This window comes from Corynebacterium sp. HMSC078A10 (assembly GCF_001811565.1).
GTDB classification, from domain to species: domain Bacteria; phylum Actinomycetota; class Actinomycetes; order Mycobacteriales; family Mycobacteriaceae; genus Corynebacterium; species Corynebacterium hesseae.
The window spans coordinates 100027-117742 of the sequence record NZ_KV805197.1; the positions used below are offsets into that span (position 1 = coordinate 100027).

A 17716-nucleotide genomic window follows, 5' to 3' on the forward strand; every position below is an offset into this window, starting at 1 on the left:
GAATTCGTTCTCCACAGAGTTATCCCCACCCTGTGGATAACTTTGTACCCAAGGTGTTAACAGTGCTCCGGCTGCGAGGTGGTGTTGGGAACTGCGCCCCCTCGTTAGCTCACCACTCCTGCGCGAAAGGCCCAGATCACGAGCTGTACTCGCGAACTAGCTCCAACTTTGGCCATCGCAGATGACAAATGAGTCTTGACCGTAGAGGGCTCCAAATACAGCTCGCGCCCGATTTCGATGTTGGTCAATCCTTTGCCCAGGGCCCGTACGCAATCGAGTTCGCGCGGCGTGAGTAGGGCTGAATCTACCGTGGCCCGCGCTTTCCGCCGACCAAATTCCGCAATCACCCTTTTAGTAACCGCAGCGTCGACCATGCCTTCACCTGAGGCCGCGTGTTTGACGCCTTGGATGAGGTCGATCATTGGGGAGTCTTTCAGCATGACGCCACAGGCACCGGCTTCGAGGGCACCAAAGACGTATTCGTCTAGGTCAAAGGTGGTGATCACGATGACTGCTGGGGGATTGTCTTGCTTGTTAATCTCCGTGGTTGCATAGATCCCGTCCCCGTCAGGCATGCGGATATCGAGGCACACCACATCAATGTCGCGAGCCTTTGCAGCTGCTATCGCCTCATTCCCGGAAGCTGCCTCAGCCACAACTTTGATCTCACCGGTGGCCTCGAAGATTGCCTTTAATCCCTGTCTGATCAGAGGTTGGTCATCAACTAACAAGACTCGAATCATGGCTTCCTCCAGGTAATGAGCACCAGCCAACCATCTTCGGTAGGTTCATTGAAAGCGGTTGCACCGACAGCTCGGGCGCGCTCTTGGATGCTGATGGTGCCACGGCCCGTGGGGCTATGTGTGAAAGTGCCGCGGGTGATTATCCGCAGTTCATCATCGCTCAGCATGACATCAACAGGCGCGCCTGTTGCATGCTTGCGGGCATTTGTCAGAGCTTCTTGGGTGATTCGATAAGCCGCGATCAACTCGCCCTCCGACAAGTGGGAGGTGTCCGAAAACGTTACTGCCTGCCCTAGAGCGCGAACCTCCGAAATTAGCGCAGACAGATTTGTCGGCTGAGGGATGCGGTGTATTTCGGCATCGGAAACCGAAAGCTTGCTAACGGTCGCGCGGACATCCTGGAGTGCCTTCGTCGTCGACGAGGTCACGTGTTGGAGATGCTCTTTGGCAGCGGTGGGGTTGACATCGATGCATGCCTGTGCGGCTTGAGCTTGGATGGCGATGGCTGAGAGGTGATGGGCGGTGGTGTCGTGAAGCTCCCGCGCAATGCGGGCGCGCTCTTCGACAATGGCGTTTTCCTCAGCGAGTTCTGCTTGGCGGGCGAGGGATGCGGTGAGCTCACGGTTATTGCGGACAGCGAGTCCAATAGCAAAGAACACTATGAGGGGGAGCAGCCAGCCCAAGGCTGTGAGCAGAGTAAAAAGCGGAGGCTCGATTCCTCCCAGCGGTGGCATGGCAATGGCGCGGAGGGTGCCGACAATGAGACCCGAGATAATGAGGGAAATAGAGTCGCGAGTTTTTGACTTCGTGTGCAGCGCTAGCGAAAACGCAGCCACCGAGGCAGCGATACCGTTGTAGCCGAGGCTGTGGTCTGCGGTGACGAGACAGTAGAGGGACCACAGAAGCTCAGTAGCAGAAATCCCGAGTAGAACGCTTAAGGGAAATTTACGGCGCCAAAGCAGGAGGATGCCTTTGGTAATGATGGCAACAAGAATCAGCCAGAACTGCGCTGGAGACAATGCGGTATTGAAGGGGGTTGGTTCCATCGAGCTAGCCACTAGGAACCCAACGAGGTCAAGGGATAGAACGATGACAGCGAGAGCGATGTCTCTGGCTGAAAGGCGATTCATGAAGTCCATGTTAAAGATTTGCCCTGTAAAAGCGGGTGAGCCCAAGTCCCATGCTCACAACCGACCAGCCGGCAAGTACAGCAATACCTACCCATGGATTCATAGTCTGCGTTGCCCCCTGTCCACCAGCAATTGACACAGCAGAAGAAGGAAGCCAACTGTAAAGATACGGTTCCCACCCGGCCATGACGCCGATAGTTCCTAAGATCACTCCTGCCATCAACACTGCGACAATAACGCCGATGGCTGGACCGATCCTCCGTATGGCTAATACGACACCGATGATCGCGAGGGTCAGTAGTAGCACGGCCAAGCTGCCTCGCAGCCACACGACAGCGACATTAGAAGCAGAAGCAACCAGAGAAACATCATTCATCGGAGCCGCAACTAGTGCGATCAGTGAGTTAAGAACGCACGCTGCCACGCATACTAGGAGGACGGTAATAAGTACAGCCGCGATCAAAGAACGCACCCATTTCATACGCGAACCAGCGCCAACCACCTTCCACACCACTGCACCACTGGAAAATGGGTAGCTAGCTGCAGTGATTGTGAGTGCAACAATGGCGATGAGGAAGATTGAAATGCCTGTGGACTGGCCAGAACCTGTGATATCGAGGGCGGCCAATTGGAAACTGGACGTCGTGGGGTCGGAGCCGTCGATAAGCGCCTGTACTTGTTGGCCTGTTGGACTGTCACCGACTTGTGGCGGGTCAATTTTCAAAAGGAACGGAAGTGCCCACTGCAGGACAGCGCTGATGCCCGCCATCATAACTGCGAGTATGGCGACGATCAGCACGTTCGGGAGGTGGCGAAGGGTATAAAACTCGGATTTCATGTCTAGCCTTTCGTAGCGTGGGCGAAGTAGGTGGCTTCAAGGTCAGGGATTTCACTGAGAACGCCTGTGAATGTGGTGTGACCACGAGAAATGATGACTACGTCGTGGGCGATTGCGGCCGCTTCAGCCAGATGATGGGTTGCCATGATAATTGCCTTCCCACGGGAAGCTTCCGCACACAAGACTTCGCCCAGCCAACGAATGCCGTCAGGATCAAGACCAGAGGACGGTTCGTCCAAGATGATGATGTCGGGATCTTGTAACAGAGCTCCCGCTAGCGCTATACGCCGTTTCATGCCTAACGAGTAAGTTTTGAGCTGCCGGTCGCAGCGGTGCGACATATCGACAAGCTCTAAAACCTCTTGCACTCGATACTTATCGACGCCATATAGCCTCGCCATTGCTTGAAGATGCTGACGCCCAGTGAGACTGGTAACGAGGCCGCCATCGTCGAGGAGCAGCCCGATGGTGCCATTGATGTGCTTCGTTCCGGTGGCTTTCACCAAGCCGAGGGCAGCCCGGAGCGTGGTGGATTTGCCGGCGCCGTTTGGACCAAGCAAAGCGATGATCCGTCCGGGCGATGCCGTGAGGTTCGCGCCGTGGACAACCTCATGTCCGGCGAAGGAGACGGTGATGTCTCGAGCAGTGAATACGGTGTTCATACCTCTGACGATATTGATCAGGGGCATGAGAAACATCGCCTAAGCAGGCAATCTTTTGCCTCCGCCATTTGGGGGAGAAGCCCGTTAATCGAGCAGAGTTGAGTCGGGCCTAAGAGCCAGCGCCGCCCAGAATCTTGGCCACCAGGTTCAGGCGCGTGCTGGCGCCGAAGATGGTGATGAGGCGTGAGACATGCTTCTTCACGGCGGATTCGGAATAGTGGGTGGCGGCAGCGATCTCAGAATTGGAGTTGCCGGCGAGGAGGAGTTTGAGGACGGCAATTTCGGCGTCGTGAAGCTCGTGGCTCTCAATGGCGGCGGCGACGGGATCGCGTGGGGTGGCGGGTTCCCCAATGTAGTCCACCAAACGGTGCATGGCGGCGGGTGCCACGACGGTGCCGCCCTCCACGGCGGCGCGGACCGCTTCGATGATGGAGCGCGGGCGCTGGTTCTTCAAGATATAGCCCGCGCCGCCCGCCCGCAGGATCTTCAGCATCGTGTCATCCGAGTCGAAGGCGGTGACGGCCAAAAACGTCGGTGGATTTGGCGCGGAGTTAAGGTGCTTGAGCAGCGTAATGCCGTCCATGTGCGGCATGTGAATATCGGCGAGGACGAGGTCCGGCTTGGCTTCTTCAAGCTGGGCTAAGCAATCGGCGCCGTTAGTTGCCTCACCGACCACCGTGATGTCCTCGGTGGTCTGGAAGTAGACGCGGAGCGTCGAGCGAACGAGCTCATCATCATCAACGAGGAAAACCCGAATGCTCATGGGAACAGTTTAGCCGCACCACCAGAGCTGGGGGCTGTTGGAGCAACGGAAGTGGTCAGCGAATTCGCCCGCGAAAGACTTGTAGAAGGTGAATCCGGTGGACTCAGTGTTCTCAGTAGCGGTGTCAACGGTGGTGTCAGCAGGAGCCTCAGCGGCGCTGGCGATTGGTGCGGAAAACAGCGCGAGTGCTGCGGCGGCAACGGCGAGGGAAGTACGCATGTCAAACCTTTTTAAATTTAAGAAACGGCGGACTACCGGGAAAGCTTACTATATTTTTCTGAGGCTGGCGGTGGGAAGAGAAAGGCGTGTGACCCAGTGCTCGCCTTCTTTGCCGCTGCCGAAGCTGCCGTGCATTCGACGAACGCGGCGGGCGATTTCACCCAAGCCCAGATTCGTCGTCATGTATTGGCGTGATTGCTGAGCCGCAATCACGGAAGTGATCACCACGTCGATGGTCTTGGAGGTGCTTGTTGCCTCGATGCTTACACGGGATTCAGGGCGAGCGTACTTGAGGATGTTGATGGCGAGCTCAGAGAACACGAGCGATAGCTTTTCCGGCAGTGCAAGCTGGCCATTCTTGCCCACTGTTATCTGCGGTTCGCACTGAAAACCATGACTGCTCAGGAAGCTGACCATAGTGTCGAGGTCTTCCTCCAAGGACTTGACCCCCTTCGTCACGCTTTCGTTCTTCATCACGCGCAATAGATCGCGCACCTCGCCCATGGCGCGGCGGGCGTCGTCAGCAATTGCCTCTGCGGAGTCGGCCGCTGAGGGATCCGTTTGGGTCAGCGCTAGGGTCTCAGAACGCATAACCACGGAGGTTAAGGTCGCGGCTACCGAATCATGGAGGGCTGTCATAAGCGCCTCGCGCTCTTCTGCGGCGCGTTGCTCAGCGGCAAGACGCTGGTCCCAGGTCCTGCGCAGTACGGCCCCAATGACGATGGCCACCGCATACAAGACGAGCGGTATCGACAGGCTTAACGGATCGAAAACAGGCAGATAGTTTATCGAAGGATCCGTCGTGACGATGTAGGTGTACGCCACCGCTGGGGGAACCGCCCACAGCCAGCGCGTGCGAAACGCCACGATGCCGACGATGACGGGGCTCCACGCCAGGAGCAGGAATGACCGCCAATCGGAAAACCACATCGCCAGCGCAAAAAGCGCACCGTACCCGCAGGCCGCCACGCGTGGGTAGCGGACGGCCAGCGGCGTCAGGGTGACGCCGAGGCCAGCGAGGACGAGTGCGCCGGGGGTGAGGAAGTTTTTATCCACCGTGACGGTGAGCATCACCAAAATGATGCAGCCGACGCCGGCGATGCTATAGAATTTCGAGGAGTTCATCGGCGGCGCTGAAAGCTAACGCCAACCCATCGTCATCAGGAGACCGATGATGGCCAAGCCGAAGCCGATGCCGTAGTTCCACGGCCCCAGTGCCTGCATGAACGGAATGGACTCGCCCGCCAGGTAGTTCACCACGAGCCAGAGCAGGCCGATGAGCATGAGGCCCAGCATGATGGCGATGTACCACTTCGGGGTGCCCTCAGAGTTGATCTTGACCGGGGTGCGGTTAGTAGCAGAGCTGGAGGACTGCGGGAGTGCGGAGCCCTCCGTCGTGATCTTGGACTTTGGCATTATTACACCTTCACGAAGAATAGGGGTGGTTAATCTGTGGGATACCTTAGCAGCTGCGGTACTGAGAGCTACTGCGGCAGCAACGCTGCCGGGTCAAACTCCCAGAAACGGACCTGGATGGTCTGATCCTTGCGGATGACATCGCCGCGGCTTGCCGACGCCCACCCAATCTTGTTGCTGTCGATCGGGTTCGACGTCGGGATGCGCTCGCCTACCTCCAAGGAGCCGGACCAGCCCTTGGCGCGCAGCGCGGATTCAGCTTCCTGCTGCGTGGAGTGCACAAGCTCCGGTGCCTGGATGAGCATCGCGTTAGAGACCTCCAGCGTAACAGGGCTGCCCTTCGGAAGCTTTTGGCCCTTCTCGACGACCTTGAGCACCTGGTTTTCCGGCAGCTCAGAATCCACCGAATTCACGGTGACATCAAAGTCCATGGAGGACAGCATCTCAACCGCGCGATCGCGGTCCATGCCGCTGACGTCCGGAACGCTGACTTCCTTCTGGCCCTTGGACACCGTTATGCGGACCTTCGAACCCTTGGACAGCTGCGCGCCGCCCGCTGGGTTCTGGGAAATGATCTCGCCCGCGGGGGCTTCATCATTCACCTGCTCCACGTCGCTATTCAGCTCCAGGCCGGCTTCCTCCAGCGCAGTGGTGGCTTCATCCAGCTTCATGCCGGTGAGGTCTGGGACCTCGGTGACTTCCTTGCCGGAAGACACAGTCAACGTGACTGACGAATTCTTCTGCAGCTCCGAACCTTCCGCCGGGTTGACCCGGATAACCTTGCCACGCGGCACATCGGGGCTGGGCTCTTCGTTGACGGTTACCAACAAGCCAAGCTTCTCCAGCTCCGCCACCACTTCATTGCGTGGGCGGTTGGCCACCTTCGGGATCGTGACCATGCCAGAGCGTTTGGCCGCCTCGTGCTGCGCCTGTTCGCGCTCGCGGGCCTCCTGGCGGGAGCTGTCCCAGAAATCCCAGGCAAAATAGCCAATGATGGCCACGAGGGAGGCGGCGAGCAACGCCGCCAGCCACTTGAGACCGGATCCAGATTCCTCATCGTCGGAGGGGCGGGTGGAGGCCACCGGCGCGCGGTGTTGCGCGGACACGGGTGCCACCATCGTGGTGGGGTGATCCTCGTCGTTGACGTGAGAGCGCGCCGCTTCGGGCAGCTGGCCCTGGGATAAGCGTTCGAGGTCATCGCCCATCTCCCACGCGGACTGGTAGCGGTCCGCTGGGTGCTTGGCCATCGCCGTGAGCACAACGGCGTCAACGCCGAGTCGCTGCCGTTCCGTGAGGTCCGCAGTGATGAAGTCCGACGGCGGTGTTGGTTCCTCTTGCACGTGCTGATAGGCCACCGCAAACGGTGTCTCACCTTCAAAGGGAGTGCGCCCGGTGACCGTTTCATACATGACGCAGCCCAGGGCGTAGACGTCGGAGCGGGCGTCGGCAGGCTTGCCCCGCGCTTGTTCCGGGGAAAGATACTGCGCGGTGCCGATGACGGCGGAGGTCTGCGTCATCGCGGACGTGGAATCATCCAGCGCGCGGGCGATGCCGAAGTCCATGACCTTCACCTGGCCGGTGTTGGTGAGCATGATGTTGGCCGGCTTGATGTCGCGGTGGATGATGCCTGCCTCGTGGGAAGACTGAAGGGCATCCGCTACCGGCTTCAGCACGCGCGCGGCTTCTTCCACCGGCATGGGGCCATCCTCACGGACAATGTCGCGCAGGGTGCGCCCCTGCACGTATTCCATGACGATGTAGGGCACCATCAGGCCGTCGATGTCTTTTTCACCCGTGTCGAAGACAGCGACGATGTTCGGGTGGTTGAGCTTGCCGGAGTTCTGGGCCTCGCGGCGGAAGCGCTCACGGAAATTAACATCGCGCGCCATGTCGGGGCGCAGCATCTTGATGGCAACGGTGCGCCCCAAGACGGTGTCCTCGGCCTCGTAGACCTCGGACATACCGCCGGTGCCGATGGACTGGCGGAGGTGGTACCGATCACTGACCATGGTGGGTTACTGGCCTCCCTGTAGTGCGGATTCTTCGGTGGGGTTGTTCTGTGAGTCTAGTTCGGGCTCGAGCGTTGGGCTGTCATTGACCTGTGGCTGCGTCTCCTCCACGGGGAGGGTGGGCAGTTCCTCATGGGTCGTGTGGTGTGTGGTCACGGAAGGGGAAGGGATGACAGAGTGCGTCGTTGTGACGGTGACTTGAGTAGGTTCCTCTTCCACGGTGGTGATCTCGACGGTCTCGGGGCTTTCCGGTTCCTCTTCCACCGTCGTCTCTGGCTCTACCGTTTCGGTCACGATGACCTCGGTGGGCGGAGGCGGCGGAGTTGGAGAGGTGTTACCCCACAGCCTATAGGCCATGAAGCCAATAGCCACGAGGGCGGCGATGGCCACGGCGATGAGCAGCCCAGTGCCGAAGCCCCCCTGCTTGGCAGGGCGCTCTTCAGACTGCGGTGTGGAAACGGCCGGACGCACCGTGGTGGGGTGCGCCATGTTGGCCAGCATCTCCGTGGAGGCGGAAGGCGAGGGTTCGGCTGCGATAGGCGCGAGCGCCGCGGACTTCGGCTGAGGCGGGCGCTGGCCTTGGCGCACGGCAGCAATCGCGTTGGTGAACTCGTTGCCGTCGGCGAAGCGGGTGCCCGGGTCCTTGCGCAGGGCCATGCCGATCAGTTCACGGGTGGGCGCGCTAATCGACGTCGACAAGGGCTCCGGCGCCTGACTGATGTGCGCCAGCGCCACCGATACCGAGGAATCGCCGCTGAAGGGGCGCTTACCAGCCAGCATTTCATAGCCCACGACGCCGAGCGAATAGACGTCAGAGGTCGGGCCGACTTCATATCCCTGGGCTTGCTCGGGGGAGACGTATTGGGCGGTGCCGACGACCATTCCCGTGCGGGTCAGCGGCACCGCGGCGGCGGCCTTGGCGATACCAAAATCGGTGATCTTGACTTGCCCATTTTGGGTAATCATGAGGTTGCCGGGCTTGATATCGCGGTGCACGAGGCCCATGTGGTGGATCACGGAGAGGCCGTGGGAGGCCTGCTCCATGACGTCGAGGGCCAGCGTTTCCGGCAGTGCGCCTTCGCGGGCTAAGAGATCCGCCAGGGATTCTCCGCGAATGTACTCCAAGGCCATGTAGCAGAAGATGCGGCCGTTATCCTCGAGCTCCCGGTAGTCGTACGTAGCTACGACGTTTTCGGAATCGATGGATTCTGCGGCCTTGGCCTCGTTGCGGAAGCGCGAGAGGAACTCGTTGTTATCGGAGAACTCTGGGCGCAGGACCTTGAGGGCGACCTCGCGGTCATTGCGGACGTCGTCCGCCAGCCACACCGTGGACATGCCGCCGTGGCCGACTATCCACTGCAGCTGGTAGTCCTCGCCGATGAGTGCTTGTAGGTGTTCCTTATTATCAGCGCTGTTCACTACTGCTCACCTCCGTATGCGCGCAGGATGGCGCGGCCGATGGGCGCGGAGACTTGGCCGCCGTAGGCATTCTGGCCTAGGTGCCCGCCGTCCTTGACCACGACGCCTACCGCGATGTCCTTGTCCGGATCGAAAGCCACGTACCACGCGTGCGGGGCAAGGCCCTCGCCGTGCTCGGCGGTACCGGTTTTCGAGGCGAAACCGTTCCCGTCATAGCCATAGGTGCTGTGCTCGGAGGCAAACATGAGGTCCTTGATGGTGTTGGCCGTCTCTTCGCTGACGGCTTCGGCAGCCTGGCGTGGCTGGGTGGAGCGCAGCTCATTCATCTGGGCATCGGTGATGCGGTTGATCAGGTAAGGCTCCATGCGCTTGCCCTGGTTAGCGATGGTCCCGGCCATGATAGCCGCCTGCAGGGCGGACATGGTCACGTCGCGCTGGCCGATGGAGGATTGGGCGACTTGGGCGCCGTCGCCAAGCTCGCCCAGCGCACCAGCGGAAGTCTCCACACCGAGCGAGTACTTCTCACCCACGCCGAAGCCCTCCGCATACTTGCGCAACTCATCGGCGCCGATGCTCTCTGACATCTGCGCAAAAGCCGTGTTGCAGGACAGCGCGAAGGCCGTATGTAGGGTGACGCTCTCTGCGCCGCCGCAGGCTCGGTTGCCGTCGTTGGTCAGCTCCGTGACGGAATCGGGCAGCGTGATGGAGGCGGCGCCGGTCAACGTGGAGTTCGGGTTGAAACCGTTATTGAGGCCGGCGGCGGTGGTGATGATCTTAAAAATCGAGCCCGGGGGCAGGGTGTCCTGCGCAGCGTGGTTAACCAGCGGCGTGCCTTCTTGATTCTGCAACTGTTCCCACCGTTCGCTGGCGTTGTCACCGAGCAGGTCGGAGACGTTGAAACTAGGGGTGGAGGCCATGGCCAGAATCTTGCCCGTCGAGGGCTGGATGGCCACGGCTGCGCCGTTATAGCCGGGCCCGGCTAGCTGGTCGTAGGCGGCTTGCTGCAGTGCGGGATCGATGGTGACCTCGACGTTCGCTCCCATCTGGGGTTTTCCGGAGAGCGTGTCGAGCCAATTGCGCGCCAGCAGCGAATCATCCTTGCCGTTGAGGATGTCATTCTGGGATGCCTCCAGCTGGGAGGCGCCGAAGCGCTCCGAAAGGTAGCCGGTGATGTTGGCGAAGGCGGGGGAATCGGCAGGGTAGGAGCGGGAGTAGTTTCCCTCGGCGTCGGCAGTGGACTGCGCTAAAACCGTGTCGCCAGCGAAAATCTGGCCGCGCGGGGTCGTGCGCATCTCCAAGAAACCGCGAACGTTCTTGGGGTTATGGGCGTATTTGTCGTCGGAGAACGCCTGGATCACGGTGAGGTTCACCAGGAGCACGGCGGTAAGGATGAGGGCAAAGAGGGAAACGAGGCGGATCGATCTGTTCATCGGCTTGCCTCCTGGACGGCTGGGAATAGGGACGTGTCAGTGGGCGCGTTCGAGGTCTGCTCGCGCGCCGGGCGGCGCGCCGCATTGGAGATTCTCAGAAGGATGGCCAGCAGCATGTAATTGGCCATGAGCGAAGAACCACCCGCGGACATGAAAGGCGTGGTCAGACCAGTCATGGGCAGCAGCGCGGAGATGCCGCCGGTGACGACGAAGACTTGCACGGCCAAGGTGAGCGCGAGGCCAGAGGCGACCAGTTTGCCATAGGTATCGCGGCAGGTCAGCGCGGTACGGAATCCGCGCGAGACCAGCATGGCAAAGAGAATGAGCACGGCGGCGAGGCCGATGAGGCCGAATTCCTCACCAATCCCGGCCAGGATGAAGTCCGAGTGCGCTACCGGAACCATGTCCGGGTGGCCCTGGCCCAAGCCGGATCCGGTAATGCCGCCGGAGGACATACCGAACAGAGCTTGGGAAAGCTGGTAGCCGGTGGAGTCATAATTGCCCAACGGATCCAAGAAGTTGGAGAAGCGCTGCTGGATCTTGTCCGAAACCTGGTAGATGCTGAAGCCACCGACCCCCACGAGGATGACGCCGATGAGCAACCAGCTCACGCGGTTGGTAGCCATAAAGAGCATGCCGAGCACGGTGCTAAACAGCAGCAGGGCGGGACCGAAGTCATTGGAAATGCCCATGATGATAATCGCGATGCCCCAGATCACCAGGATGGGAGCCAGATCTCGCAGGCGTGGCAGAGAAATGCCGAGGAACTTGTAGCCGGCCACCGTGAACAGCGAGCGCTTCTGGGTAAGCAGCATGGCGAAGAACAGGATCAGCAAGATCTTGGAGAACTCGCCCGGCTGGATAGAAAATGGCCCCAGCCACAGCCAGATGCGAGCGTCCACGCCCGGCGGTTGCGGCCACACGAGGGGCAAGGCGAGAAGGATCAGGCCGAGCGCGCCCAAGATATAGGAGTACCTGGTCAGTGAGCGGTGATCGCGTAGGAGAATGAGCACCAGCGCGAAGAGGATGAGGCCGACGATGGTCCACATCACCTGTCGCACCGCCAGCCCGCCGCCATTCGCCAGGTCGAGGCGCTTCAACAGAATGAGCCCGGTGCCGTTGAGCACCGCGACGATGGGAAGCATGAGCTGATCCGCGTAGGGCGCGAGGAAGCAGAGCACCAAGTGAGCGACGGCGAAGACGCCGATGAATCCACCGATGAGGTAGAGGACATCGAGGGTCAGCACGTTGCCCTGCGACAACTCGAGGCTGACCAGGGTGATGGCGAAGACCACGGTGGCGAGCACGAGCAGGCCGAACTCGGTGCCGCGGGAAAAGAACTTACTCATCTACTTCACCTCCCGGCAGTTTCCTTTGGATTCGCTCTTGGCATCTTTGTTTTTCTCGTCCTTCGACGCCTTCGGGCAGGGCTTGAGCGCCTTGTCCGAGAGCTGCGAAAGCTGTGTTTGCACCTCGTCATAGGAGCCGGAGGGCAGGTTGCCCACGGCAGCGCGTTCGGATTCGGGCAAATCCTTCAGCGCGAACGGTGCGAAATCACCGTCGCAGGCGCCGTGCCCCAGCTTGAGCGCATTGTCCTTGTTTAGGCACGCATTCTGATACGTGTGGTGTAGCGGGCGGCCGAAGATCTCATAGTCCGCGCCTTCTTGGATGGTGAGGACGCCTTCTTCATCGGCGGTCACGTAGTAGTTGCTGCCCAGGTAACTTTTCATCCAGAGGCCGCCGCTGATGACCAGCACGATGATGATGGCAAGGCACGCAATGACCTTCCACCCAATCCGGCTTCGCTGTGGCCGCCGCTGTGGTTCGTCCTGGGGCTTCTCCTCAGCGGCCTGCGCTTTTGGGGGCGAGATTAGCTTCGCGGCGCGGCTCGCGGAAGAATCGGGGTGCGTTGGTTCCGGGACGACGCCTTGGACGGCACCGACGGTGATTGGGGCTACGTCATCGCCCTCACCGTCCACGACCTCCGCCACCACGATGGTGACGTTGTCCGGGCCGCCGGAGCGCAGCGCTAGATCCCGCAGGGTGGTGGCGGCCTCTTCGACCGTGCCCTGCTTCAGAGCTTGCTCGATGGTAGAGGCCGTCACCGGATCCGACAGGCCGTCCGAACACAGCAGGAGGCGGTCGCCCGGTTCAGCATCGAGCGTAAAGAGCGTCGGCTCCACGGGCCGGCCGGTATAGGCCTTGAGGATCAGTGACTTCTGCGGGTGGGAGGAGACATCTGCCGGATCGAGCTTGCCCTCATCGACGAGGGACTGCACGTAGGTGTCATCCTTGGTGATCTGGGTCAGCTTGCCCTCGCGTAGCCGGTAGCCGCGGGAATCACCCACGTGGCACACGCCGAATTCGGATCCGTTAAAGAGCAGGGCGGTTAGCGTGGTGCCCATGCCCTCGGTCTCCGGGTGCTCGTCCACGTGCTCGCGGATCGCCGCATTGGCGTCCTCTGCTGCGGCCCCAAGGAGCGCCAGCATGTCATTATCGCCTGGATCGCGCTCGAGGGAGGCCATGTGCTCCACCATGGTGGTGGAAGCAACCTCGCCGGCTGCGTGGCCTCCCATGCCGTCGGCCAACATCAGCAGGTGCGGGCCCGCGTGGGCGGAGTCCTCGTTGTTTTCGCGGACCAGTCCGCGGTCCGTCACTGCAGTAAAAGTCAGGCTTAAAGTCATGCCATCAACCTCACGGTCGTTCGGCCAAGTTTGATATCGGAGCCGACTCCGACTCGTTCTGGCTGGTCAATGCGAACGCCACCAACGAAGGTGCCGTTGCGGGATTCGAGGTCCTCCACGAACCACTCGCTGCCCCGGCGGAACAAACGGGCGTGGTGACCGGAGGAGAAATCATCACCAGTGACAAAGTCACAGTCCTGTGCGCGGCCCATCGTACAGTCCTCAAGAGTGCCTAGCTCCATGTGGGAACCGCGCAGCGGCCCGTCCACGATGGTGATCTCACGCGGCGCTTCGCGACGCCTCTGGGCCCCCTTCACCGGGGCCGATGCCTGGTAGACGCCGGCGGCCTTATTGGCATCGCGACGCATGGCGTTGAGTGCGGCCAAGATGAACAGCCACAGCAACACCAGCAGGCCGATGCGCAGCGAGAGCAGCACGATCGAATCCATGGAAAGTCCTTACGCTAAAAAATCTGGAAAAGTTGCTGAGGCGGCTTAGTAGCCTTGGTTCTCAAGGCCGGTGATGCGCACCTCGATGTGGGAGTGGCCGAGGGTGATCACGTCGCCGTCGGCAAGCAGCCAGTTCTCAATCGGGGTGTCGTTCACGGTGGTGCCGTTCGTGGATTGCAGGTCCACCAGCACGGCGTCCTGGCCGTTCCAGGTGATCTCCGCGTGCTGGCGGGATACACCGGTATCGGGCAGGCGCAGGTCCGCGTCATTGCTGCGGCCCAGGATGTTGGAGCCCTCCTGCACGTGGTAGACGCGGGAGGAGCCGTCCTGCAGCATGAGTGTTACCGCTGGGCCCTGCGGCGCCGGCTGGTTCGGGGTGGGCGCCATAAAGGCGGTGGTTGCGGCCTCATCGGCGTTGTGCGGCTGGGTCATAGAGTCCTCCTGACCATGGTCGTGGTGGAAAATCGCATCAAATCCGGTTTCTTCGGTGGGCTCGTGATCCAAAAAGGAGGACACGCGCAACTGCCCAGTCCGCAGTCCCGACTCCTCCGCGATGCGTACGATGACCGGCCCGGCGAGGGACCAGCCACTGTTACGGATGAAGCGGGTGAGCTGATCAGCTAGATCCTTGGGAACACCCCGGTCCTGGGAGAGGTTCTCGATATCTTTGGAGGATACGCCGACGGTCATGACGTTGGGGCTATACAGCTTGCCATCATCACCGCGGGACAAATTGTCCTGCGCCTCCTGCTTGAGAAGCTCCTCAATCTCAGCGGGGACGACCTTGCCGCCGAAGACAAAGGCCATGCCGTTGTCCAGTCCGCGTTGCAGGGAAGAATCCAGCTTGGCGAGCTTATCTAGCAATGCCATTGGAAGGGCCGTCCTCCTTTCGGGATGTTTTCAGGGAGAGATATAGCAGCGATCAGTATAGGGTGCTTTCCTTGACTTAACGTAGACGCGCGCGGCAAAGTTCCCTGGAAAGTTCAGGTTTGCCAGCGGATTTGTAGATTCGCTGGGGCTGCGTGCTAAAGTTAGCTAGTCGCCAAGACATCAATACCCTGCCCGGGTGGCGGAATTGGCAGACGCGCTGGCTTCAGGTGCCAGTGTCCTTATAGGACGTGCGGGTTCAAGTCCCGCCCCGGGCACGCTGAGCAGTTGAACAAACTGCGACACCGGAGGTAACAAACTCGAAAGGGTTCGTGACCTCCGGTTTCTTTCTTTTTCTGAACTTTGGCGGTCGAGGATTGCAAGTGTGGGGATTTACATCCTAAATCCCGCCCGCGCCGGTCGACACGTCTTTCGAATTTTGTTTTCGATGGTGTCAACAAGTCATCTTGATCTGACACCCTTCTTTTGAGTTTCGGTTTATTGTGTAGGCAGTCAGTCCGAGGCTTGATGTTTGCTTAGGTTTGGTTGGCAGGGTCGAGAGGATAATAGTTTTATTGCATGATCTCGATCTCGTAGTTCGATTTGGGGCCGGGCCATTACTTTCGGTGGATCTCTGCTGCGCCCATAGGCCAAGCAGTTTTAGGGGTTCGTTGTACGGGAAAGCTGGTGTGCCTAAACCATCCTTGACTTGAGATCCTACTTAGGGGCACTTGGAATCCTCCAACTGAGGTGGTTCCCGGGGCGTTGGAGGATTTCCTAGTCGTTGAATCCTGATCTAGGAGTTAATCGACTGGGCTGACGCGGATAAGGTTTCCATCAGGGTCGGCAACAACGAAGGTGCGGCCGAAGACATCATCGTAGGGTGGCTGCACAATTTGGACTCCTTTTGATTTCCATAGACGGTATGTCTCATCGATGCGGCTTGCCGGTCCATCCAGCATCAAACCTATTTCGCTCGTTCGCGGTGTTTGTTTCTCCATGTGGGTGTTATGGCCGGTCCACACAGCAAACAGGACATCCTTTGAAATTTCGAATGCTACATATCGAGGACTGATGAACGATGGCTGCATATCGAATAAGTCGCTGTAGAAGGCAGTCGAGATCTCTGTATCGGAGACATAGGTTAGGAAAAGATTGGGGGTTGGCATTGCCATTCTCCTTTCGGTGAGTGGTGTTGTTTACGTGGACGCAGTGCATTCGAGCAAACAAACCTGACAAGGAGTGTCATATTCCGGAAAATATTGTGGTTCCAGCGATAATTACGGCATGAGATCGGCGCGCCTGTTGTCTATGCTCTTGCTATTGCAAACCCGAGGCCGTGCTACGGCTGCCGAGCTGGCTTCGCATTTTGAGGTTTCCCAGCGCACAATACTGCGTGACGTTGATGCACTCTCGGCCGCAGGAATACCTGTTTATACGGAGCAAGGTATGCATGGTGGGATTGTGCTCGATAGGCGCGCTCGATTGAACGCTTCTCGATTGGATCCGACTGAGATTCAGCTGATGAGGATTCTTGGCGTCGGGGCAGATTCACTCGCACACTTGGGGTTTGGCCAAGACATCGCCCTGCTGCAGAAGAAAATGAACGCAGTCTCATTCTCTAAAGCGTCCGATACTCATAATTTGGAAGAAAAGGTCCTACTTGATTCCAGTGGCTGGTTTAGCAATGAAACCCAAAACGACTTAGAAGAGTTGCTAGAGGCTGTACGGAAAGAAGCTCGAATTGAGGTGTCCTATCGCCGAAGCGGGGACAAGAAGCAACAACGTGCTGTGGCTGATCCTTATGGGCTTGTACACAAGGGTAGAAGTTGGTACTTGGTCGTTGATATCGATGGGGAACCAAGGATGTTGGCAGTCTCGCGTTTAGAAACCTTTCGCGTTTTAGGTCAAGCTGCTCAGCTTCGTCCAGGGCAAAGTTTGGCAAGGGTGTGGGCGCAGCTCGTTGAGCAATTAGAAGAAGACATGCCAGTTCGAATCACCGCACTTCTTCGAGCGACTCGGCTTGATATGGCATCTCGTATTTTGGGATCACGGCTTATCCATTATGAACCCGTGGACGAAAACTTTGTCCGTATCGTGGTGGGATATGCGGATATTCAGGGGGTAAGGCAATTGCTTCAGTTTGGGGACCACATCTGGGTCACCGATCCCCCGGAAGCAGTAAAAATCACTGCTGATCTAGCTAATGAACTTGCGAAACGACATAGTGGGACCACAAATCCTGAATCGTAGAAACCGAAGATGGGTACTGGGATGCCGTCGTAACAGGCCTGCTGAAAACGGTAAGAGGTGCGCTAACAATCTAGGAGCTCTCGTGGATCTTATGATTGGAGAAAAGTAAGTAACGATGGCTTTCGCTTCACTCGCAGGGTGGTGGAGTAAGGGCTTTGGAGGTTCAGAGCGCCTTCAAGGCGGGCGAGGGCCTCTTACCACTGGTGAAGCCGCAGCGTAGTGCGGGCATCTTAGCCGGTCTACAATCTTCCCACTTCACATTGAGGGTCTTTACCATGACGATTCTGTGTGATCTACCAAGGGTGTGAGAGCAGGTTTACATGTCACTCATGAGAATTCAGGTGAGCACGACTTAGAGGTTGAGGTACGCAAAATATTTCGGCCATAGTGTTGCGGATTATGCGCCCTTATCAGATTGTGGCCACTGAGCGCATTGTCACCAAGGTGCTAGCCGGTATCCACAACCACAAGTTGCTCGGCACGGTTAACGCTGGTGGCTATATTTGGCACACGACGGGATCAGGAAAACACAGACCTCGTTTAAGACGGCGCAGTTAGTAGCGCAGTATCACTTCACTTCCCCGAGGATTAATGCTGGCATGAGCAAAACGACCACAGCGACAAGGTGCGTCGTGGCTGCTGTTTCCCAGCGCTCGTGCGCGATAAAATGCTAAGAAGACCGAAATGGTAGCGGCGTGGTGAGTATCTGGTAGCGCCTGAGTGAGTACCTGGTAGCGGTATCTCACTCAGGCTTTGTCGGTTGTTATGCGTTGGTGGTCAGGCGCATGTTTGGTCCTTCCAATGTGATGATCTCGGCGCCGGAGACGAGTCGGT

At 59.0% G+C, this 17716-nt stretch carries 18 protein-coding genes and 1 tRNA gene; 3 read left to right on the top strand and 16 right to left on the bottom strand.

What is annotated here, in order from left to right:
• Positions 1–104: 104 nt before the first annotated feature.
• The 15 genes from HMPREF2808_RS05450 to HMPREF2808_RS05520 all read right to left on the bottom strand — a co-directional run bounded on the left by HMPREF2808_RS05450 (position 105) and on the right by HMPREF2808_RS05520 (position 14632).
• Positions 105–743 (bottom strand): response regulator, encoded by a 639-nt coding sequence (locus HMPREF2808_RS05450; protein ID WP_070562142.1) that lies wholly within the window; start codon positions 741–743, stop codon positions 105–107.
• Positions 740–1873 (bottom strand): histidine kinase, encoded by a 1134-nt coding sequence (locus HMPREF2808_RS05455; RefSeq protein ID WP_168164084.1) that lies wholly within the window; start codon positions 1871–1873, stop codon positions 740–742. The genes HMPREF2808_RS05450 and HMPREF2808_RS05455 overlap by 4 nt, the downstream gene beginning before the upstream one ends.
• A gap of 10 nt (positions 1874–1883) precedes the next feature.
• On the bottom strand, positions 1884–2711 hold the full coding sequence (locus tag HMPREF2808_RS05460; protein ID WP_070533553.1) for a hypothetical protein: 828 nt from the start codon (positions 2709–2711) through the stop codon (positions 1884–1886).
• 2 nt (positions 2712–2713) lie between these two features.
• On the bottom strand, positions 2714–3373 hold the full coding sequence (locus HMPREF2808_RS05465; protein WP_070533753.1) for an ABC transporter ATP-binding protein: 660 nt from the start codon (positions 3371–3373) through the stop codon (positions 2714–2716).
• A 109-nt stretch (positions 3374–3482) separates the two neighbouring features.
• Positions 3483–4136 carry a response regulator transcription factor gene (locus HMPREF2808_RS05470; protein ID WP_070523264.1) on the bottom strand — a complete coding sequence of 218 codons (654 nt, stop codon included), beginning with the start codon at positions 4134–4136 and terminating at the stop codon, positions 3483–3485.
• A gap of 9 nt (positions 4137–4145) precedes the next feature.
• Complete coding sequence (locus HMPREF2808_RS05475; protein WP_070533549.1) at positions 4146–4355, bottom strand: hypothetical protein; 210 nt, start codon at positions 4353–4355, stop codon at positions 4146–4148.
• A 48-nt stretch (positions 4356–4403) separates the two neighbouring features.
• The gene (locus HMPREF2808_RS05480) at positions 4404–5480 is read right to left on the bottom strand and encodes a sensor histidine kinase (RefSeq protein ID WP_070533547.1); all 1077 of its coding nucleotides are present in this window, start codon (positions 5478–5480) and stop codon (positions 4404–4406) included.
• Positions 5481–5495: 15 nt separating this feature from the next.
• On the bottom strand, positions 5496–5771 hold the full coding sequence (gene crgA / locus HMPREF2808_RS05485; RefSeq protein WP_070533546.1) for a cell division protein CrgA: 276 nt from the start codon (positions 5769–5771) through the stop codon (positions 5496–5498).
• Between the two features lie 68 nt (positions 5772–5839).
• On the bottom strand, positions 5840–7780 hold the full coding sequence (gene pknB / locus HMPREF2808_RS05490) for a Stk1 family PASTA domain-containing Ser/Thr kinase (RefSeq protein ID WP_070533544.1): 1941 nt from the start codon (positions 7778–7780) through the stop codon (positions 5840–5842).
• A gap of 6 nt (positions 7781–7786) precedes the next feature.
• The gene (locus HMPREF2808_RS05495) at positions 7787–9199 is read right to left on the bottom strand and encodes a serine/threonine-protein kinase (protein WP_070533542.1); all 1413 of its coding nucleotides are present in this window, start codon (positions 9197–9199) and stop codon (positions 7787–7789) included.
• Positions 9199–10629: a penicillin-binding transpeptidase domain-containing protein gene (locus tag HMPREF2808_RS05500; RefSeq protein WP_070533540.1), complete on the bottom strand. Its 1431-nt coding sequence runs from the start codon at positions 10627–10629 to the stop codon at positions 9199–9201. The genes HMPREF2808_RS05495 and HMPREF2808_RS05500 overlap by 1 nt, the downstream gene beginning before the upstream one ends.
• Entirely contained in the window at positions 10626–11978 is a 1353-nt protein-coding gene (locus HMPREF2808_RS05505; protein ID WP_070533538.1) for an FtsW/RodA/SpoVE family cell cycle protein, read from the bottom strand. Before HMPREF2808_RS05505 ends, HMPREF2808_RS05500 begins: the two co-directional genes overlap by 4 nt.
• Positions 11979–13313 carry a PP2C family protein-serine/threonine phosphatase gene (locus HMPREF2808_RS05510; protein WP_070523235.1) on the bottom strand — a complete coding sequence of 445 codons (1335 nt, stop codon included), beginning with the start codon at positions 13311–13313 and terminating at the stop codon, positions 11979–11981.
• Entirely contained in the window at positions 13310–13762 is a 453-nt protein-coding gene (locus HMPREF2808_RS05515; RefSeq protein ID WP_070523232.1) for an FHA domain-containing protein FhaB/FipA, read from the bottom strand. Before HMPREF2808_RS05515 ends, HMPREF2808_RS05510 begins: the two co-directional genes overlap by 4 nt.
• Positions 13763–13807: 45 nt before the next feature.
• Positions 13808–14632, bottom strand: a complete 825-nt coding sequence (locus HMPREF2808_RS05520; RefSeq protein WP_070444456.1) for a DUF3662 and FHA domain-containing protein — start codon at positions 14630–14632, stop codon at positions 13808–13810.
• A gap of 190 nt (positions 14633–14822) precedes the next feature.
• On the opposite strand from HMPREF2808_RS05520, the gene HMPREF2808_RS05525 reads away from it, so the two are divergent.
• A tRNA-Leu gene (locus HMPREF2808_RS05525) sits at positions 14823–14907 on the top strand.
• Between the two features lie 525 nt (positions 14908–15432).
• Here HMPREF2808_RS05525 and HMPREF2808_RS05530 read toward each other — a convergent pair.
• Positions 15433–15798 (bottom strand): VOC family protein, encoded by a 366-nt coding sequence (locus HMPREF2808_RS05530; RefSeq protein WP_070524765.1) that lies wholly within the window; start codon positions 15796–15798, stop codon positions 15433–15435.
• A gap of 73 nt (positions 15799–15871) precedes the next feature.
• On the opposite strand from HMPREF2808_RS05530, the gene HMPREF2808_RS05535 reads away from it, so the two are divergent.
• Entirely contained in the window at positions 15872–16882 is a 1011-nt protein-coding gene (locus HMPREF2808_RS05535; RefSeq protein ID WP_198530986.1) for a helix-turn-helix transcriptional regulator, read from the top strand.
• Between the two features lie 399 nt (positions 16883–17281).
• Positions 17282–17440, top strand: coding sequence for a hypothetical protein (locus HMPREF2808_RS13955; RefSeq protein ID WP_158014593.1), 159 nt, complete (start codon positions 17282–17284; stop codon positions 17438–17440).
• Positions 17441–17716: the final 276 nt, after the last annotated feature.